The sequence below is a fragment of the Pseudomonas sp. X4 genome (assembly GCF_040784925.1).
Classification (GTDB): domain Bacteria; phylum Pseudomonadota; class Gammaproteobacteria; order Pseudomonadales; family Pseudomonadaceae; genus Aquipseudomonas; species Aquipseudomonas putida_Z.
Map to the genome: position 1 here is coordinate 3,506,014 of NZ_CP160798.1, position 17,867 is coordinate 3,523,880.

General features: G+C 63.8%; 17 protein-coding genes. 7 read left to right on the plus strand and 10 right to left on the minus strand.

What is annotated here, in order from left to right; translation table 11 throughout:
• Positions 1–339: 339 nt before the first annotated feature.
• From ABX298_RS15620 to ABX298_RS15635, 4 genes are all read left to right on the plus strand, one after another.
• Positions 340–990 (plus strand): FadR/GntR family transcriptional regulator, encoded by a 651-nt coding sequence (locus tag ABX298_RS15620; protein ID WP_025337831.1) that lies wholly within the window; start codon positions 340–342, stop codon positions 988–990.
• 13 nt (positions 991–1,003) lie between these two features.
• Positions 1,004–2,284: a CynX/NimT family MFS transporter gene (locus ABX298_RS15625; RefSeq protein WP_367393326.1), complete on the plus strand. Its 1,281-nt coding sequence runs from the start codon at positions 1,004–1,006 to the stop codon at positions 2,282–2,284.
• A 163-nt stretch (positions 2,285–2,447) separates the two neighbouring features.
• A complete protein-coding gene (locus tag ABX298_RS15630; protein ID WP_075043874.1) occupies positions 2,448–2,924 on the plus strand; it encodes a nuclear transport factor 2 family protein in 477 nt (158 codons plus the stop codon).
• Positions 2,917–3,213, plus strand: a complete 297-nt coding sequence (locus ABX298_RS15635; RefSeq protein ID WP_075043875.1) for a GIY-YIG nuclease family protein — start codon at positions 2,917–2,919, stop codon at positions 3,211–3,213. Before ABX298_RS15630 ends, ABX298_RS15635 begins: the two co-directional genes overlap by 8 nt.
• A gap of 123 nt (positions 3,214–3,336) precedes the next feature.
• On the opposite strand, the gene yejK is transcribed toward ABX298_RS15635, so the two are convergent.
• Positions 3,337–4,344, minus strand: a complete 1,008-nt coding sequence (yejK, locus tag ABX298_RS15640; RefSeq protein ID WP_025337836.1) for a nucleoid-associated protein YejK — start codon at positions 4,342–4,344, stop codon at positions 3,337–3,339.
• 370 nt (positions 4,345–4,714) lie between these two features.
• Between yejK and ABX298_RS15645 the strand changes: the two genes are divergently transcribed.
• Positions 4,715–4,996, plus strand: coding sequence for an HU family DNA-binding protein (locus ABX298_RS15645; protein WP_003257928.1), 282 nt, complete (start codon positions 4,715–4,717; stop codon positions 4,994–4,996).
• Positions 4,997–5,046: 50 nt separating this feature from the next.
• Here the strand turns inward: ABX298_RS15645 and rlmF are convergent, their stop codons facing one another.
• From rlmF to ABX298_RS15670, 5 genes are all read right to left on the minus strand, one after another.
• A complete protein-coding gene (gene rlmF, locus ABX298_RS15650) occupies positions 5,047–5,997 on the minus strand; it encodes a 23S rRNA (adenine(1618)-N(6))-methyltransferase RlmF (protein WP_317408997.1) in 951 nt (316 codons plus the stop codon).
• A gap of 117 nt (positions 5,998–6,114) precedes the next feature.
• The gene (locus ABX298_RS15655; RefSeq protein WP_367393327.1) at positions 6,115–8,961 is read right to left on the minus strand and encodes a valine--tRNA ligase; all 2,847 of its coding nucleotides are present in this window, start codon (positions 8,959–8,961) and stop codon (positions 6,115–6,117) included.
• A gap of 209 nt (positions 8,962–9,170) precedes the next feature.
• Positions 9,171–9,536, minus strand: a complete 366-nt coding sequence (locus ABX298_RS15660) for a hypothetical protein (protein ID WP_013971096.1) — start codon at positions 9,534–9,536, stop codon at positions 9,171–9,173.
• A 5-nt stretch (positions 9,537–9,541) separates the two neighbouring features.
• Positions 9,542–9,973, minus strand: a complete 432-nt coding sequence (locus ABX298_RS15665) for a DNA polymerase III subunit chi (protein ID WP_025337838.1) — start codon at positions 9,971–9,973, stop codon at positions 9,542–9,544.
• A gap of 49 nt (positions 9,974–10,022) precedes the next feature.
• Positions 10,023–11,516 (minus strand): leucyl aminopeptidase, encoded by a 1,494-nt coding sequence (locus ABX298_RS15670; protein ID WP_075043878.1) that lies wholly within the window; start codon positions 11,514–11,516, stop codon positions 10,023–10,025.
• A 301-nt stretch (positions 11,517–11,817) separates the two neighbouring features.
• Here ABX298_RS15670 and lptF point away from each other — a divergent pair, with 301 nt between their 5' ends.
• Together lptF and lptG are read left to right on the plus strand one after the other, a co-directional pair.
• Entirely contained in the window at positions 11,818–12,933 is a 1,116-nt protein-coding gene (gene lptF, locus ABX298_RS15675) for an LPS export ABC transporter permease LptF (protein WP_015269075.1), read from the plus strand.
• Positions 12,926–13,987: an LPS export ABC transporter permease LptG gene (gene lptG, locus ABX298_RS15680; protein WP_075043879.1), complete on the plus strand. Its 1,062-nt coding sequence runs from the start codon at positions 12,926–12,928 to the stop codon at positions 13,985–13,987. The genes lptF and lptG overlap by 8 nt, the downstream gene beginning before the upstream one ends.
• 182 nt (positions 13,988–14,169) lie before the next feature.
• Here lptG and ABX298_RS15685 read toward each other — a convergent pair whose 3' ends face one another.
• From ABX298_RS15685 to ABX298_RS15700, 4 genes are all read right to left on the minus strand, one after another.
• Positions 14,170–14,658 carry an RDD family protein gene (locus ABX298_RS15685; RefSeq protein ID WP_075043880.1) on the minus strand — a complete coding sequence of 163 codons (489 nt, stop codon included), beginning with the start codon at positions 14,656–14,658 and terminating at the stop codon, positions 14,170–14,172.
• Positions 14,659–14,749: 91 nt separating this feature from the next.
• On the minus strand, positions 14,750–14,962 hold the full coding sequence (locus tag ABX298_RS15690) for a cold-shock protein (protein ID WP_075043881.1): 213 nt from the start codon (positions 14,960–14,962) through the stop codon (positions 14,750–14,752).
• 356 nt (positions 14,963–15,318) lie between these two features.
• Positions 15,319–16,440: a glycine cleavage system aminomethyltransferase GcvT gene (gcvT, locus tag ABX298_RS15695; protein ID WP_075043882.1), complete on the minus strand. Its 1,122-nt coding sequence runs from the start codon at positions 16,438–16,440 to the stop codon at positions 15,319–15,321.
• 27 nt (positions 16,441–16,467) lie between these two features.
• On the minus strand, positions 16,468–17,844 hold the full coding sequence (locus ABX298_RS15700; RefSeq protein WP_075043883.1) for an L-serine ammonia-lyase: 1,377 nt from the start codon (positions 17,842–17,844) through the stop codon (positions 16,468–16,470).
• Positions 17,845–17,867: the final 23 nt, after the last annotated feature.

The following is a 17,867-nucleotide window of genomic DNA, read 5'->3' on the forward strand; positions in this document are numbered from 1 at the left end:
AGCTGCCATGACGCAGCCCTTGTGGGAGCGGGCGAGCCCGCGAACACCGGCAACGCCGGTGCCATCCATCGCGTTGGATTCTTCGCGGGCATGCCCGCTCCCACAGAACAGCACATAACTCATTGAATTAGCGGGAACTCTGTGGGAGCGGCTTTAGCCGCGAACACCGGCGCAGCCGGTGCCATGCACCGCGCTGGATTCTTCGCGGCTAAAGCCGCTCCCACAGGGTACGCGGATTGCTTGCAATTTCAGTTCACTATCGCCAGAAACCATCAGTGTTTGCTGTATTGCCGGTATACATTATGCTGACCAGATTCATCGGATGATTGGTTGAGTTGCATGAGTACCGAATTGACCAAGCGCTCCCTGGTCGAACTGGCCGTCGAGCGCATGCGCGAACGCATCGTGCTGGGCGACTGGCAGGTTGGCCAGCGTTTGCCGACCGAGCCGGAACTGGCCCTGCAGTTGGGCATAAGCCGCAACACCGTACGCGAGGCCATGCGTGTGCTGGCGTTCAGTGGCCTGGTGGAGATCCGCCAGGGCGACGGCAGCTACCTGCGCACGGCCCAGGACCCGCTGCAGGCGGTGCAGGCGATGTCACGCTGCACGCCCGAGCAGGCCCGTGAAACCCGGCACATCCTCGAAGCCGAGGCCATCGGCCTGGCCGCACTGCGCCGAACCGACGCCGACCTGCAGGCGCTGCGTGATGCTCTGGCCAACAGTGCCGGGCATTTTCACGGTGATATCGATGCTTATGTGGCCTGCGACCTGGTGTTTCACCAGCGGCTGGTCGATGCCGCCCATAACCCTGCCTTGAGTGAACTGTACCGGTACTTTTCCGGGGTGGTGGCTGCCGCGCTGCAGCACAACATGGCGACCGTGCCGCGCTGCCAGGCCACGTTCGACCTGCATGGGCAGATCCTTGCCGCCATCGAGCAACGCGATGCGGAGCAGGCCAAGCGCCTGAGCCGTACCCTTATCGAATCCTGACTCCGAGAAGGCCATGGCTGATTCCATCACCCGTAACACCCCACCGAGCGAGCGGGACCTCGATGAGTTGCTGATCGACGCCGAGGCTGACGACGAGAAGGTCCAACAGCAGCCGGTACAGATACAGCGGCCTTGGCTGTTGTTGCTTGGCCTGGTGCTGGTGGCTTTGAACCTGCGCCCGGCATTGTCGAGCATGGCTCCGGTGCTGGGCCAGGTGTCCGAAGGCCTGGGGCTGAACGCCTCGCAGGCCGGTTTGCTGACCACCTTGCCAGTGCTGTGCCTGGGCCTGTTCGCCCCCTTGGCGCCGGTGCTGGCGCGGCGCTTTGGCAGCGAGCGGGTGATCCTCGGCATCCTCGCCACCCTGGCGCTCGGCATTGTCGTGCGCAGTAGCCTGGGGGCCACCGGGGTGTTCCTCGGCAGCCTCATGGCGGGGGCCAGCATCGGCATCATTGGCGTGCTGCTGCCGGGCATCGTCAAGCGCGATTTCCCGCAGCACGCTGGCACGCTGACCGGCGTGTACACCATGGCGTTGTGCCTGGGCGCCGCCATGGCGGCTGGCGCCACGGTGCCCCTGGCCCAGCATTTCGACGGCAGTTGGGCGCTGGGGCTTGGCTTCTGGATGTTGCCGGCCCTGCTGGCCATGCTGGTATGGCTGCCGCAGGCCCGCCAAGGTCATGGCCAGCACAAGGTGGCCTATCGCGTGCGTGGGCTGTGGCGTGATCCGCTGGCCTGGCAGGTGACCCTGTACATGGGCCTGCAGTCGTCACTGGCCTACATCGTCTTTGGCTGGTTGCCATCGATCCTGATCGGTCGCGGCCTGAGCCCGACCGAGGCGGGGCTGGTGCTGTCGGGGTCGGTGATCGTGCAGCTGGTCAGTTCGCTCAGTGCGCCCTGGCTGGCCACTCGCGGCAAGGACCAGCGCCTGGCGATCGTGCTGGTCATGCTGATTACCCTGGCCGGCCTGTTCGGTTGCCTGTATGCGCCGCTTTCCGGGCTGTGGGGTTGGGCGGTTGTGCTGGGCCTGGGGCAGGGCGGTACCTTTGCCCTGGCGCTGACCTTGATCGTGCTGCGCTCGAAGGATGCTCATGTGGCGGCGAACCTGTCGAGCATGGCGCAGGGGGTGGGTTATACGCTGGCGTCGATGGGGCCGTTTGCGGTGGGGCTGGTGCATGACCTGACCGGGGGCTGGGCGGCAGTGGGGTGGATCTTTGCCGTGCTGGGGGTGGGGGCTATCGTGTTCGGCCTGGGCGCCGGGCGGGCTTTGCATGTGCAGGTGAGCAGCGAGAGAGTCTGAAGGGGCCTCTTCGCGGGCACGCCCGCTCCCACAGGAGAGCCACAGGTTCGAAGCGTGTGTAGATCCTGTGGGAGCGGGCGCGCCCGCGAAGAGGCCGGTACTGGCATAAGCAACCGGGGCAGATTATCGTGCTGCTTTCATCCCCAGGACGGACCAGCCCCCCATGAGCGACGCCAACCGCGACCTGATCACCCGCTTCTACCAGGCCTTCCAGCGCCTGGACGCCGAGGCCATGGTCGCCTGCTACAGCGACGATATCGTCTTCAGCGATCCGGTATTCGGCACCTTGCGTGGCAAGGATGCAGGCGACATGTGGCGAATGCTCACCAGCCGGGCCAAGGACTTCACCCTGACCTTCGACAACGTCCGCGCCGATGAACGCACAGGCGCCGCACATTGGGTGGCCACCTACCTGTTCAGCCAGACCGGCCGCATCGTGATCAACGATATCCAGGCGCGTTTCGTGATCCGTGACGGGCTGATCTGCCAGCACGATGACCACTTCGACTTGTGGCGCTGGTCGCGGCAGGCGCTGGGTGTGCCTGGCATGCTGCTGGGCTGGTCGCCGCTGGTGCAGAACAAGGTACGCCAGCAGGCGTTCACAGGATTGCGAGCATTCCAGCAGGCCCAGGGTGAGTGAGCCCGTCGACATTGCCGCGAGCAAACCCTGGTATGTCTACTTGGTAAGGGCTGCCAATGGATCGCTGTATTGCGGTATCAGCGATGACCCGCAGCGGCGCTTTCTGGCGCACCAGAAAGGGCAGGGCGCGCGCTACTTCAAGACCAGCCCGGCCCAGGCGCTGGTGTATGTGGAGCAATGGCCGGACAAGGGCGAGGCGTTACGCCAGGAGCGGCTGGTGAAGCGGCTGCGCAAGTCGGCGAAGGAGGCGTTGGTGGCCTCCTATGGGGCTGTGCCTTCCACTATTTAGGGCCGCTTCGCGCCCCATCGCCGGCAAGCCAGCTCCCACCTCGACCGCTTTGACCGCAAGCCATGTGCTACCCCTGTGGGAGCTGGCTTGCCGGCGATGGGCTGCCCAGCAGCCCCGGGGCCATCAGTCCTTGCGCCGCTTCAACTGATCCACCAAGGTGGTCGGAAGACCCTTGATGATCAAGGTCCCTGCCTCTTCGTCATACTCGACCTTGTCCCCCAGCAGGTGCGCTTCGAAGCTGATCGACAACCCCTCGGCACGCCCGGTGAAACGGCGGAACTGGTTGAGGGTGCGCTTGTCTGCGGGGATTTCCGGCGAAAGGCCGTAGTCCTTGTTGCGGATGTGGTCGTAGAACGCCTTGGGCCGGTCCTCGTCGATCAGGCTGGACAGCTCTTCCAGCGTGACCGGCTCGCCCAGTTTGGTCTGGGTTGTGGCGTACTCGACCAGGGTCTGGGTTTTTTCGCGGGCAGACTCTTCCGGCAGGTCTTCGCTCTCGACGAAGTCACTGAAGGCCTTGAGCAGGGTGCGGGTTTCGCCCGGGCCGTCGACGCCCTCCTGGCAGCCGATGAAATCGCGGAAGTAGTCCGAGACCTTCTTGCCGTTCTTGCCCTTGATGAACGAAATGTACTGTTTGGAGTTCTGGTTGTTCTTCCACTCCGACAGGTTGATGCGCGCCGCCAGGTGCAGCTGGCCAAGGTCGAGGTGGCGCGAAGGCATCACGTCGAGCTCGGCGTTCACCGCCACGCCTTCGCTGTGGTGCAGCAGGGCGATCGCCAGGTATTCGGTCATGCCTTGCTGGTAGTGGGCAAACAGGATGTGGCCGCCGGTGGACAGGTTGGACTCTTCCATCAGCTTCTGCAGGTGCTCCACGGCCACGCGGCTGAAGGCGGTAAAGTCCTTTTCTTCGTCCAGGTACTGCTTCAGCCAGCCGCTCAGCGGGTAGGCGCCGGACTCGCCGTGGAAAAAGCCCCAGGCCTTGCCTTGCTTGGCGTTGTAGCTGTCATTGAGGTCGGCCAGCAGGTTTTCGATGGCGTCGGAGGCGGCCAGTTCGCGATCGCGGGCATGCAGCACGGCGGGGCTGCCATCGGGCTTTTTGTCGATCAGGTGAACGATGCAATGACGGATTGGCATGGAATTCTCGGCGAGCTGCAAAAGTCGTCCAGTTTACCCTAGACACAAGGTGGTGCAGTGGCCGGATGTTGGCGGAAATGCCGGTTGTTCGTTTTTTGTTCAAATTTGTGCGTTTTAGGCTAAAACCCCCGAAAAACCTGCATTAAATCGAAGCGCGCAGCGGATATTTATCCGTTCCTGTGGTAGCTTTGCGCGGTCTTGCGCCCCTTGTGTGGCGCATTGCTGGCAGCGTGCTGTCGTCGTGTCGAACCAAACGTCGATTTGCGTATCTACATACGCGATTGGCGCGGCCCTCCACTTTCAGGGGCTGGCCCGATAACGTCGTAGTCCGCTGCATAACCATCGAATTTGATAGGGAAGGAACACCACCATGGCATTGACCAAAGACCAACTGATTGCCGACATCGCCGAATCGATCGCCGCGCCAAAAGCCACCGCCAAGAACGCTCTGGAGCAACTGGGCCAGATCGTTGCCGACCAGCTGGAAAACGGCGCTGAAATCACTCTGCCAGGCATCGGCAAGCTGAAAGTCGCTGAGCGTCCTGCCCGTACCGGCCGCAACCCTTCGACTGGCGCTGCCATCGAAATCGCTGCCAAGAAAGTCGTCAAGTTCGTTCCAGCCAAAGTGCTGACCGACGCCATCAACAAGTAATTGTTGAAGCTTTGACGAAACCGCGCCCGGCTTGCCCGGGCGCGGTTTTTTCATGCCTGGGTTTTACGCCCGGCGTGCCAGGCCTGGCGCGCGGCGTCGTCGTGGAAGCTCCAGGCGACCATGCGGCTCTGCTTCTGCCCTTGGCCCATTTCACTGATGCGCACGGCCTTGGCGCCCGCTTTCCTGAGCGCAGCCTCGATCCCCGGCAGGTTGCTGGCCTTGGACACCAGGCTGGTGAACCACAGTACCCGCTCGGCGTACTGCACGCTTTCGCTGACCAGTTGGCTGACAAAGCGGATTTCGCCGCCTTCGCACCACAGTTCGTTGTTCTGGCCGCCGAAGTTGAGCACCGGCAGCTTGCGCTTGGGGTCCTGCTTGCCGAGGTTCTTCCACTTGCGCTGGCTGCCACGGGTGGCTTCGTCGCGTGAGGCATGGAAGGGCGGGTTGCACAGAGTGAGGTCGAAGCGTTCGCCCTCCTGCAGCAGGCCGCTGAGGATGTGTGCACGGTTGGCCTGCTGGCGCAGGGTGATGGCCTTGCCCAGGCCATTGGCCTGGACGATGGCCTTGGCCGAAGCCAGGGCCACGGGGTCGATGTCCGAGCCGAGGAAGCGCCAGCGGTAGTCGCTGTGGCCCAGCAGCGGGTAGATGCAGTTGGCCCCCACGCCGATGTCCAGCGCACGCACCTGGGCGCCCTTTGGGATCTCGCCGGCATTGTCGTCGGCCAGCAGGTCGGCGGCCACGTGGATGTAGTCGGCGCGGCCGGGAATCGGCGGGCACAGGTAGTCGGCGGGGATATCCCAGTGCTGGATGCCGTACTGGGCCTTCAGCAGGGCACGGTTGAACACCCGCACGGCCTCGGGGTTGGCGAAGTCGATGCTGGGTTTGCCGTGTGGGTTGGTGATGGTGAAGCGCGCCAGGTCAGGGTGGGCCTTGATCAGGCTGGGGAAGTCGTAGCGGCCCTGGTGGCGGTTGCGCGGGTGCAGGGTGGGTTTGTCGGTCATGATGGGGTCCTGAAAAGCATCGCCGGCAAGCCAGCTCCCACAGGTACAGCGCTTTCCTGTGGGAGCTGGCTTGCCGGCGATGGGCTGCGAAGCAGCCCGCTATGGCTTCACTTTTGGTTACAGCGCTGCAATCCGCGCATGCTGCTCGGTGAAGTTGGCCAGGGCCTGTTCGGACTCGGCCAGCTTGGCGCGTTCCTTCTCGATCACGGCAGGTGGTGCCTTGTCGACGAAGGCGGCGTTGGACAGCTTGCCACCCACGCGAGCCACTTCACCCTGCAGGCGCTGGATTTCCTTGTTCAGGCGCGCCAGCTCGGCATCCTTGTCGATCAGGCCGGCCATTGGCACCAGCACTTGCAGGTCACCGACCAGGGCGGTGGCCGACAGCGGCGCTTCGTCGGCATCGCCCAGTACGGTGAACGATTCGACCTTGGCCAGCTTCTTCAGCAGGGCTTCGTTTTCCTGCAGGCGACGCTGGTCGTCGGCGTTGGCGTTCTTCAGGAACAGCGGCAGCGGCTTGCCCGGGCCGATGTTCATTTCGGCGCGGATGTTGCGCAGGCCGACCATCAGCTCCTTGAGCCACTCGATGTCGCCTTCGGCGGCAGCATCGATGCGGCTTTCATTGGCCACCGGCCATGGCTGCAGCATGATGGTCTTGCCTTCGATGCCGGCCAGCGGCGCGATGCGCTGCCAGATTTCTTCGGTGATGAACGGCATGAACGGGTGTGCCAGGCGCAGCGCCACTTCCAACACGCGCACCAGGGTGCGGCGGGTGCCACGGGCGCGCTCGACCGGGGCGTTCTCGTCCCACAGCACTGGCTTGGACAGCTCCAGGTACCAGTCGCAGTACTGGTTCCAGATGAACTCGTACAGCGCCTGGCTGGCCAGGTCGAAGCGGAACTGCTCCAGCTGGCGGGTCACTTCGGCTTCGGTACGCTGCAGCTGCGAGATGATCCAGCGGTCGGCCAGCGACAGCTCGTAGGCTTCGCCGTTCTGGCCGCAGTCCTCGCCCTTGTCCAGCACGTAGCGGGCGGCGTTCCAGATCTTGTTGCAGAAGTTGCGGTAGCCTTCGACGCGGCCCATGTCGAACTTGATGTCGCGGCCGGTGGAGGCCAGCGAGCAGAAGGTGAAGCGCAGGGCGTCGGTGCCGTAGCTGGCGATACCTTCGGGGAACTCGGCCTTGGTCTGCTTGGCGATCTTCTCGGCAAGCTTGGGCTGCATCATGCCGCTGGTGCGTTTTTCCAGCAGGGCGTCGAGGGTGATGCCGTCGACGATGTCCAGCGGGTCCAGCACGTTGCCCTTGGACTTGGACATCTTCTGGCCCTGGCCGTCACGTACCAGGCCGTGCACGTACACGGTCTTGAACGGTACCTGCGGGGTGCCATCCTCGTTCTTGATCAGGTGCATGGTCAGCATGATCATGCGCGCAACCCAGAAGAAGATGATGTCGAAGCCGGTCACCAGCACGTCGGTGGAGTGGAACTTCTTGAGGAACTCGGTCTGTTCCGGCCAGCCCAGGGTAGAGAAGGTCCACAGGCCCGAACTGAACCAGGTGTCGAGTACGTCGTCGTCCTGGCGCAGGACCACGTCGGCGCCCAGGTTGTGCTTGGAGCGCACTTCTTCCTCGTTGCGGCCGACATAGACCTGGCCGGCCTCGTCGTACCATGCCGGGATGCGGTGGCCCCACCACAGCTGGCGGCTGATGCACCAGTCCTGGATGTCACGCATCCAGGAGAAGTACATGTTCTCGTACTGCTTGGGCACGAACTGGATGCGGCCATCTTCCACGGCGGCGATGGCAGGTTCTGCCAGCGGCTTGGTGGAAACGTACCACTGGTCGGTCAGCCACGGCTCGATGACGGTGCCCGAACGGTCGCCTTTCGGCACTTTCAGCGCGTGGTCGTCGATGCTGACCAGCAAGCCCTGGGCATCCAGGTCGGCGACGATCTGCTTGCGCGCGACGAAGCGGTCGAGGTTGGCATACTGGGCCGGCAGGCGGGTGTCCACCTGCTCGTTGACGCTGCCGTCGAGGTTGAAGGCCTGCGCGCTGGCCAGCACGAAGGCGTTCTTGTCGAAGATGTTAAGCAGCGGCAGGTTGTGGCGCTTGCCGACTTCGTAGTCGTTGAAGTCGTGGGCCGGGGTGATCTTCACGCAGCCGGTACCGAACTCGGGGTCGCAGTAGTCGTCGGCGATGATCGGGATGCGGCGGCCGACCAGCGGCAGTACGACGAACTTGCCGATCAGTGCCTGGTAGCGCTCGTCGTTCGGGTTGACCGCCACGGCGGCGTCACCCAGCAGGGTTTCCGGACGGGTGGTGGCGACTACCAGGTAGTCCTTGCCTTCGGCGGTCTTGGCGCCGTCGGCCAGTGGGTAGCGCAGGTTCCACAGGTGGCCCTTCTCGTCGTGGTTTTCCACTTCGAGGTCGGAGATGGCCGTGTGCAGCTTGGTGTCCCAGTTGACCAGGCGCTTGCCGCGGTAGATCAGGCCGTCTTCATGCAGGCGCACGAAGGCTTCCTTGACCGCTTCGGACAGGCCGTCGTCCATGGTGAAGCGCTCGCGGCTCCAGTCGACCGACGAGCCCAGGCGGCGGATCTGACGGCTGATGTTGCCACCGGACTGGTCCTTCCATTCCCAGACCTTTTCCAGGAACTTTTCGCGGCCCAGGTCATGCCGGTTCTGGCCCTTGGCCTCGAGCTGGCGCTCGACCAGCATCTGGGTGGCGATACCGGCGTGGTCGGTGCCTGGCTGCCACAGGGTGTCGCGGCCTTGCATGCGGCGGAAACGGATCAGGGCGTCCATGATCGCGTTGTTGAACCCGTGGCCCATGTGCAGGCTGCCGGTTACGTTCGGCGGCGGGATCATGATGGTGTAGGACTCGCCTGCACCTTGTGGGGCGAAATAGTTCTCGGACTCCCAAGTGTTGTACCAGGAAGTTTCGATGGCGTGCGGCTGGTAGGTCTTATCCATGCGCGGCGGGACCCTGTGCATTTATTCGGGAAAGCCGGGAAGTATAACCAAGCTGGGGGCCGCAGGCGACAAGCTGCTGCTATCTGGCAGGCAGGGACGGCCTATTCGCGGGTAAACCCGCTCCCACAGGAGCTGCGCAAGCTTTGAGACTTGCGCAGCTCCTGTGGGAGCGGGTTTAACCGCGAAGAAGGCACCGCCGAATTTCGGTTTTACTCGGAACGCTTGATCAACCGCTCGATCCGCGCATCCAGCCGGCGCTTGATCTCGTTCTCGATGTGCGGGGTGAAGTCGTTGATCACGTCCTGCATGATCATCTGCGCCGCCGCACGCAGTTCGCTTTCCAGGTGCAGCAGGGTGTCCTGGCGACGGGTCTGCGGGTCATCTTCGGGTTCGGCAGCTACCGGTTCGGCCGCAGGCACATGGTTGCCGGGCGCTTCTTCCAGCAGCAACGGGATCTGCTCCACCGTCTCGGTCAGCAGCGGCGGTTGCAGGTCGGCGTCGCCAAGCAACTGGCGTATCGACTCGAGGTCATCGAGCAGATGGGCGGAATCGGGTAGGGGGGAGGGCTTGTCCATCGTCGTCAAAGTCGCTGTAAGCGGTGGTCTTGCAGAGCATAGCCCTGTTCACGGTAGAAACGGAATCGTTCACGGGCCGATTGGCGGATGCCAGGCTCTTCAACGACTATTTCGGCCACCCGTTCGAACTGGCCGACGAAGGCCGGTACGCCGGCGCCCAGGTTGATCAACAGGTCGTGGTGATCGCCTGCACTGTCGGCGGCCAGGCCCAATGCCACGCTGGCATCGGCATGTACCTCCGCGAGGTCGTGGGGCACGAAGGCCTCGCCCTTGAAGCGCCACAGGCGTTGGTCCAGCTCGCTGCGCTGCTCGGCGTCCTGGCAATGCAGGTAGACCCGGTGGCCAAGGCGCCAGGCCTTTTCGCACAGCTTGCAGGCGAAATCGAGCCGCGCCGACAGCGAGTCGGTGGGCAGGATGTAGAAATCGACTTTGCTCATGGTGGTATCGCCGGCCGGTGGCGCGCGGGGCGCCACCGGCTTCATGGCGTCAGGCGCCAGCGCGGTCCAGCAGGTACTGGGTCAGCAGGGGCACAGGGCGGCCAGTGGCGCCCTTGTCCTTGCCACCGCTGACCCAGGCGGTGCCGGCGATGTCCATGTGCGCCCAGTCGTAGGCCTTGGCAAAGCGCGACAGGAAGCAGCCGGCGGTGATGGTGCCGGCCTTCGGCCCGCCGATGTTGCCCATGTCGGCGAACGGGCTGTCCAGCTGCTCCTGGTACTCATCGAACAGCGGCAGCTGCCAGGCACGGTCGTCGGCGCGCTTGCCGGCGTCGAGCAACTGGCCGACCAGGTTGTCGTTGTTGCCCATCAGGCCGGTGGTGTGGCTGCCCAGGGCGACGATGCAGGCACCGGTCAGGGTGGCGATGTCGATGACTGCCTGCGGCTTGAAGCGCTCGGCGTAGGTCAGGGTGTCGCACAGCACCAGGCGGCCTTCGGCGTCGGTGTTGAGGATCTCCACGGTCTGCCCGCTCATGGTGGTGACGATGTCACCCGGGCGGGTGGCGCCGCCGCTCGGCATGTTCTCGGCGCAGGCCAGCAGGCACACCAGGTTGACCGGCAGCTGCAGCTCGAGCACCGCACGCAGGGTGCCGAGCACGCTGGCGGCACCGCACATGTCGTACTTCATTTCGTCCATGCCGGCACCAGGCTTGAGGCTGATGCCGCCGGTGTCGAAGGTAATGCCCTTGCCCACCAGCACGAACGGCTTGTCCGCCTTCTTGCCGCCCTGGTAGTTGAGCACGATCAGGCGTGGCGGCTGGTCGCTGCCCTGGCCGACGGCGTAGAACGCGCCCATGCCCAGGTCCTTGATCTTCTTCTCGTCCAGCACTTCGACTTTCAGCGCCTTGTGCGTCTTGCCCAGGTCCTTGGCCTGTTCGGCCAGGAAGCTTGGGTGGCACAGGTTGGGCGGCAGGTTGCCCAGGTCGCGGGTGAAAGCCATGCCGGTGGCGATGGCGCTGGCATGCTTGACGGCACGCTCGACCTCGGCCTGGCCGGCCTTGTCGGCCAGCAGGGTGACCTTCTTCAGGGCGCGCGGCTCGGCCTTCTGGCTCTTGAAGCGATCGAACACGTATTCGCCGTCGAGCAGGGTTTCGGCCAGCAGGCGGTACTTGCCATAGTGGGCATCGCGGTTGCTGACCGCGATGTCGTCCAGGGCCAGCACTGCGTCAGCGCCGTTCAGGCCCTTGAGCACGCCGGCGACGCTGGCGACCAGTTTGCGCCAGGCGCGGTCGCCCAGGGCTTCGTCCTTGCCGCTGCCCACCAGCAGCACGCGCTCGGCCTTCAGGCCCGCGAGGTTCTGCAGGAGCAGGGTCTGGCCCGGCTTGCCGGCCAGGTCGCCACGCTTGAGCACGGCACTGATGGCGCCTTCGCTGGCCTGGTCGACGGCTTTGGCCACGGCGCCGAGCTTGCGGTTTTCACCTACCGGGAGGACCAGGGTGGCGGTTTTTACGGATGCAGCAGCTACGCTTTTTACAACCAGTTCCATGTCAGGATCCCCGAATGATCGATACAGTCGGCGCTGTGTGTTCCAGCGCTCTGGACGGGCCTGGCCGCGTCGTCGCGCGCCAGCGGAAAAGCTGCCAGTTTGAGCCTGCGGCAAGCGTGCTGACAACCCCGTTGTGCGCCTTCATGCGCGGCGAAGTGACAGGGGCGGTCAATCACAGGATAATGCGCGCACTTTACATGGAGGTTCGCCTTTGGCGAACCGGCATTGGTCTTGGCTGTACTAAGTCATTGTCTGGCGCCATTGATTGGCAGTCCGCCCTGACAACCCAGGAGTGTCTGGTTTGATCGTCTTTCGTTATCTGTCCCGCGAGGTCCTGGTGACCTTGAGCGCCGTCAGCGCCGTGCTGCTGGTGATCATCATGAGCGGGCGCTTCATCAAGTACCTGGCCCAGGCTGCCCAGGGTGTGCTCGACCCGAGCGTGCTGTTCCTGATCATGGGCTTCCGCCTGCCGGGTTTCCTGCAACTGATCCTGCCTCTGGGGCTGTTCCTCGGCATTCTCCTGGCGTACGGGCGCCTGTACCTGGAAAGCGAGATGACCGTGCTGTCGGCCACCGGCATGAGCCAGCAGCGCCTGCTGGGCCTGACCATGGCGCCGGCCGCCCTGGTCGCCCTGCTGGTAGCGTGGCTGAGCTTGAGCCTGGCACCGCTGGGCGTGGCCCAGGTGCAGCAGATCATCGCCCAGCAGGATGCCCTGACCGAGTTCGACACCCTGGTGCCGGGCCGCTTCCAGACCCTGCGCGACGGCTCGCGGGTGACCTACACCGAAGAGCTGTCGGACGACCGCATCAACCTGGCCGGGGTGTTCATTTCCGAGAAGCGCTTCAACCAGGACAAGACCAAGGACCGCGCCCCGTCGGTGCTGGTTGCCGAAAAAGGCCACCAGGAAATCCAGGCTGACGGCAACCGCTACCTGGTGCTGGAAAACGGTTACCGTTACGACGGCAACCCGGGCCAGGCCGATTACCGTGCAATCAAGTACGACACCTACGGCGTGCTGCTGCCCAAGCCGGAAGTCGCCGAGGAAGTGACCGATCGCGAAGCCATCCCCACTTCCGAGCTGATCGGCAAGAAAGGCCTGCGTGAGCGCGCCGAGCTGCAATGGCGGCTGTCGCTGCCGATCCTGGTGTTCATCGTCACCATGCTGGCGGTGCCGCTGTCCCGGGTCAACCCGCGCCAGGGCCGCTTCCTCAAGCTGCTGCCGGCAATTCTTCTGTACATGGCCTACCTGACAATGCTGATTTCCGTACGCGGCGCCCTCGAGAAGGGCAAACTGCCGATCGCCCTGGGCATGTGGTGGGTCCACGGCCTGTTCCTGCTGATCGGCCTGGGCCTGATGTACTGGGAGCCGCTGCGTCTCAAGCGCGCCGCCCGTCGTGCGGAGGTGGCCCATGGGTAAGCTCGACCGCTACATCGGCCAGAGCGTGCTGCTGGCCATCCTCGCCGTACTGGGGATCATCCTCGGCCTGGCCTCGCTGTTTGCCTTCATCGACGAGATGAGCGACCTGAGTGACACCTACACGGTGATGGAGGCGGGCAACTTCGTCCTGCTGACCGCACCACGGCGCCTGTACGAAATGCTGCCGATGGCCGCCTTGATCGGCTGCCTGATCGGCCTGGGCAGCCTGGCCAGCAGCAGCGAACTGACCATCATGCGTGCTGCCGGGGTTTCCATCGGGCGCATCGTCTGGGCGGTGATGAAGCCGATGCTGGTACTGATGCTGGTCGGCCTGCTGATCGGCGAGTACGTGGCGCCGGTGACCGAGAACAAGGCCCAGGCCGACCGTTCCCTGGCCCAGGGTGGTGGTGATGCGCAAAGCTCCAAGCGCGGCATGTGGCACCGCCAGGGCGAGGAGTACGTGCACATCAACGCCGTGCAGCCCAACGGCCTGCTGCTGGGTGTGACCCGTTACCGCTTCGACAGCGAGCGCAAGATCGTCACCTCGAGCTTTGCCCGCCGTGCACAGTACCAGGACGACCACTGGATGCTCAGCGACGTGCGCACCACCTTCTTCCGTGGCGACCACACCGAAGTGGTGACCGCGCCGAAGGAGCGCTGGGACGTATCGCTCACGCCGCAACTGCTCAATACCGTGATCCTGGCGCCGGAGTCGCTGTCCATCACCGGGCTGTGGGACTACATCCACTACCTGTCCGATCAGGGCCTGAACAATGCCCGTTACTGGCTGGCGTTCTGGACCAAGGTATTGCAGCCGATGGTGACCGCGGCGCTGGTGCTGATGGCCATTTCCTTCATCTTCGGCCCACTGCGTTCGGTAACCCTTGGCCAGCGCGTGTTCACCGGTGTGCTGGTGGGCTTCGTGTTCCGCATCGCCCAGGACCTGTTGGGGCCTTCGAGCCAGGTGTTCGGCTTCCCGCCGCTGCTGGCGGTGGTGATCCCGGCAGGCATCTGCGCGCTGGCCGGTGTGTGGTTGTTGCGCCGGGCAGGTTGATGGCCTGAGCTGTACAAAAAAGCCGGCCTCAGGGTCGGCTTTTTCATGGGTGTTCGGCTGTGCTGGCCCCTTCGCGGGTAAACCCGCTCCCACAGGAATCGCACCGGTCGTGATGCCTGTGCTGTACCTGTGGGAGCGGGTTTACCCGCGAAGAGGCCAGCACAGGCAATACAGGTCTCAGTTCATTTCTTCTGCTTCGGCACCCGCACCAGCTGACTTTCCGAATAGATGTCATGCCAGCCCCGCTGGCGCTTGTCGATCAAAACCCAGAAAAACCCCAGCCCCAGGCACAGCCACGAGGCAATCGACACCACGAAGCGCAGCAGCGCCTGCCACAGGCTGATGGCTGTGCCATCGGCGTTCTGCACCCGCACGCCCCACACCTGCATGCCCAGGGTCTGCCCGCCATGGGTCCAGAACTTGGCAAAGAAACCGAACAGGACGAACAGCAACACGGTGGACAACAGCGGGTCGCCGTCCAGTGCGCCAGCCTCGGTCAGCTCACGCATGCGGGCTTCGCCGATGATCGCCATCTGGATCATCTTGTAGGCACCGGCGGTCACGATCAGCAGCGCCGTGCACAGCAGGAAGTCGTAGAACATCGCCGCCAGGCGCCGGCCCAGGCCGACCGGCGGAAAATCACCCTGGGGTGTGAGCAGAGGCTTGGACATGCAAAACGGCTCCAGAAGACGAAGCCGCTATTCTACGGGCAAAAAAAAGCCCCTGCACTTGGCAGGGGCTTTTCTCGAAGTCGGGTTCAGCTTAGCCGATGACCTGAACTTTGTCAGCCTGCAGGCCTTTCTGGCCCTGCACTGCTTCGAAGGAGACCTTCTGGCCTTCTTTCAGGCTCTTGAAGCCGTTGCCTTCGATAGCGCGGAAGTGCACGAACAGATCAGCACCGCTTTCCGGGGTGATGAAACCGTAACCTTTTTCGTCATTGAACCACTTGACGGTACCGTTCTGACGCTCAGCCATTGTCTTATTTCCTATGAAGCTTGAATTTTGATGACAGTTTCTTTTGCAATAAAGGAAGCAAAAGATTACTGGGCTGGGTTGCAGGAAAGTAAGAGACGTCGAACGGGTTGTAGCAGATTGCGGCTACTGGCCCAGGTCACGAACTGTTGCGACCCATGCAAACACAGTGCAGTGACTCTACGCCAACTCCCGAGCGAAAAACAAGCCCTTGGTCGTATGGAAAATCGGCCGTTTGCCGATAACCGACCGATTTGTCGGAAACGGCATGGCGCCTGGCCTGGCGCCATGTTCAAAAGTTATTGGACAGGTTCGAAAACGAATATGTCGAACCTGCCCGCAACCTTCACAAAGCGGCTTCAGCCCCGGTAGTAACGTTGTGCCACGAAAGGCATTTTGCTGACTTTCAAGGCAACCTTCTTGCCGCGCACCACGGCAAACAATGAGGTGTCGATAGCGCTATGTTCACTATCGATATAACCCATTGCTACAGGTGCACCGAGTGTCGGGCCAAAGCCGCCGCTGCACACTTTGCCTACAGGTTTATCGTTTGCATCGACAATATCCGCGCCTTCACGTACCGGGGTACGCTCCTGCGGCAACAGGCCCACACGTTTGCGCGCCACACCATCGCGCTGATGAGCGAAGATGGCCTCGGCACCCGGGAAACCGGCGGCACGCGCGCCATCGGCACGGCGAACCTTGGAAATGGCCCACAACAGGCTGGCTTCCACCGGCGTGGTTTCGGTGTTCATGTCGTGGCCATACAGGCACAGGCCGGCTTCCAGGCGCAGCGAGTCACGCGCACCCAGGCCGATCGGCTGTACTTCCGGCTCGGCCAGCAGGCGGCGGGCCAGGGCTTCGGCGGCATGTACCGGTACCGAGATTTCGTAGCCGTCTTCGCCGGTGTAGCCCGAGCGGCTGACGAAGCAGTCTTCACCCAGCAGTTTCACGGGGCGGAACTGCATGAAGGTCATGCCGGCCACTTCCGGGGCCAGGCGCTCCAGCACCTTGACCGCCGCCGGGCCTTGCAGGGCCAGCAGAGCGCGCTGCTCGAACAGCGGCTGCACCTCGCAACGGCTACCGATGTGCGCTTGCAGGTGGGCCAGGTCCTGGTCCTTGCAGGCGGCGTTGACCACCAGGAACAGCGTGTCGTCGCCCAGGTTGGCGACCATCAGGTCGTCGAGGATGCCGCCTTGCTCATTGGTGAACATGGCATAGCGCTGCATGCCCACCGGCAGGTCGATGATATCCACCGGCACCAGGCTTTCCAGGGCCTTGGCGGCATCGCTGCCGCGCAGGGTGATCTGGCCCATGTGCGAGACATCGAACAGGCCGGCCTGCTCGCGGGTGTGCAGGTGTTCCTTGAGCACGCCCAACGGGTACTGCACCGGCATGTCATAGCCGGCGAACGGCACCATGCGCGCACCCAGTTCCAGGTGCAGGGCGTGCAGTGGGGTCTTGAGCAGTGTTTCGGACATCGGTGACTCCTTGCTGTTGTTGTCGGGTCAACATTCGATGATGTTGACGGCCAGGCCGCCACGGGCGGTCTCTTTGTATTTGCTTTTCATGTCGGCGCCGGTCTGGCGCATGGTGCGGATGACCTTGTCGAGCGACACGTAGTGCTGCCCGTCGCCGCGCAAGGCCATGCGCACCGCGTTGATCGCCTTCACCGAGCCCATGGCGTTGCGCTCGATGCAAGGCACCTGGACCAGCCCGCCAATCGGGTCGCAGGTCAGGCCCAGGTTGTGTTCCATGCCGATTTCGGCAGCGTTCTCCACCTGCTGCACGCTGCCGCCCATCACCTCGCACAGCGCCCCGGCGGCCATCGAGCAGGCCACGCCGACCTCGCCCTGGCAGCCTACTTCGGCGCCGGAGATGGAGGCGTTTTCCTTGTACAGGATGCCGATGGCCGCGGCGGTGAGCAGAAACCGCACCACCCCGTCCTCGTTGGCTCCCGGTACGAAGCGCATGTAGTAATGCAGCACCGCCGGGACAATGCCCGCCGCGCCGTTGGTCGGCGCGGTGACCACACGCCCGCCGTAGGCGTTTTCCTCGTTCACTGCCAGGGCATAGAGGTTGACCCAGTCGAGTACCGACAGGGCATCGCGAAGGCTGGCCTCCGGGTTTCGGCTCAGCTGGCGGTACAACGCCGGCGCCCGGCGCTTGACCTTGAGCCCGCCCGGCAGGATGCCTTCATGCTGGCAACCGGCTTCGACGCAGTCCTGCATCACTTGCCAGATGCGCAGCAGCCCGGCACGGGTTTCCGCCTCGGGGCGCCAGGCCGCCTCGTTGGCCAGCATTACCTGGCTGATCGACAGGTTTTGCCCGGTGCAATGGCCGAGCAGCTCCTTGGCGGTCTTGAACGGGTAGGTCAGCGGTGTGCTGTCCTCGACGATGCGGTCGTGGCCGGCAGCGTCCTGGTCGACCACGAAACCGCCGCCCACCGAGTAGTACTCGCGGCTGCGGATTTGCAGGCCGGCCTCGTCGAAGGCGCGGAAGATCATGCCGTTGGGGTGGTAGTCCAGCGGCTTGCGAATCATCGCCAGGTGCTGCTTTTCGATGAACGCGATGCTGTGCTCGCCGAGCAGGTTCAGCCGACCGCTGTCGCGGATGGCCTGCAGCCGGGCAGGGATGGTGTCGGTGTCGATGACATCGGGGTGTTCGCCTTCAAGGCCCAGCAGCACGGCCTTGTCGCTGCCGTGGCCCTTGCCGGTGGCGCCGAGCGAGCCGTACAGCTCGGCCTTGACGCTGACCGTGCGGGCGAGCAGGCCATCACGGCGCAGCCCTTCGGCGAAGCGCGCGGCGGCGCGCATCGGGCCGACCGTGTGCGAGCTGGAGGGGCCGATGCCGATCTTGAACAGGTCGAAGACGCTCAAAGACATTGCTCATTCCCTCCGGTAAGTAA

Excerpts from the sequence above, each read along its gene's own strand:
- ABX298_RS15620 (WP_025337831.1), top strand. The coding sequence starts at position 340 with ATGAGTACCGAATTGACCAAGCGCTCCCTGGTCGAACTGGCCGTCGAG.
- ABX298_RS15625 (WP_367393326.1), top strand. The coding sequence starts at position 1,004 with ATGGCTGATTCCATCACCCGTAACACCCCACCGAGCGAGCGGGACCTC.
- ABX298_RS15630 (WP_075043874.1), top strand. The coding sequence starts at position 2,448 with ATGAGCGACGCCAACCGCGACCTGATCACCCGCTTCTACCAGGCCTTC.
- yejK (WP_025337836.1), bottom strand. The coding sequence starts at position 4,344 with ATGCCAATCCGTCATTGCATCGTTCACCTGATCGACAAAAAGCCCGAT.
- ABX298_RS15645 (WP_003257928.1), top strand. The coding sequence starts at position 4,715 with ATGGCATTGACCAAAGACCAACTGATTGCCGACATCGCCGAATCGATC.
- rlmF (WP_317408997.1), bottom strand. The coding sequence starts at position 5,997 with ATGACCGACAAACCCACCCTGCACCCGCGCAACCGCCACCAGGGCCGC.
- ABX298_RS15655 (WP_367393327.1), bottom strand. The coding sequence starts at position 8,961 with ATGGATAAGACCTACCAGCCGCACGCCATCGAAACTTCCTGGTACAAC.
- ABX298_RS15660 (WP_013971096.1), bottom strand. The coding sequence starts at position 9,536 with ATGGACAAGCCCTCCCCCCTACCCGATTCCGCCCATCTGCTCGATGAC.
- ABX298_RS15665 (WP_025337838.1), bottom strand. The coding sequence starts at position 9,973 with ATGAGCAAAGTCGATTTCTACATCCTGCCCACCGACTCGCTGTCGGCG.
- ABX298_RS15670 (WP_075043878.1), bottom strand. The coding sequence starts at position 11,516 with ATGGAACTGGTTGTAAAAAGCGTAGCTGCTGCATCCGTAAAAACCGCC.
- lptG (WP_075043879.1), top strand. The coding sequence starts at position 12,926 with ATGGGTAAGCTCGACCGCTACATCGGCCAGAGCGTGCTGCTGGCCATC.
- ABX298_RS15685 (WP_075043880.1), bottom strand. The coding sequence starts at position 14,658 with ATGTCCAAGCCTCTGCTCACACCCCAGGGTGATTTTCCGCCGGTCGGC.
- ABX298_RS15690 (WP_075043881.1), bottom strand. The coding sequence starts at position 14,962 with ATGGCTGAGCGTCAGAACGGTACCGTCAAGTGGTTCAATGACGAAAAA.
- gcvT (WP_075043882.1), bottom strand. The coding sequence starts at position 16,440 with ATGTCCGAAACACTGCTCAAGACCCCACTGCACGCCCTGCACCTGGAA.
- ABX298_RS15700 (WP_075043883.1), bottom strand. The coding sequence starts at position 17,844 with ATGTCTTTGAGCGTCTTCGACCTGTTCAAGATCGGCATCGGCCCCTCC.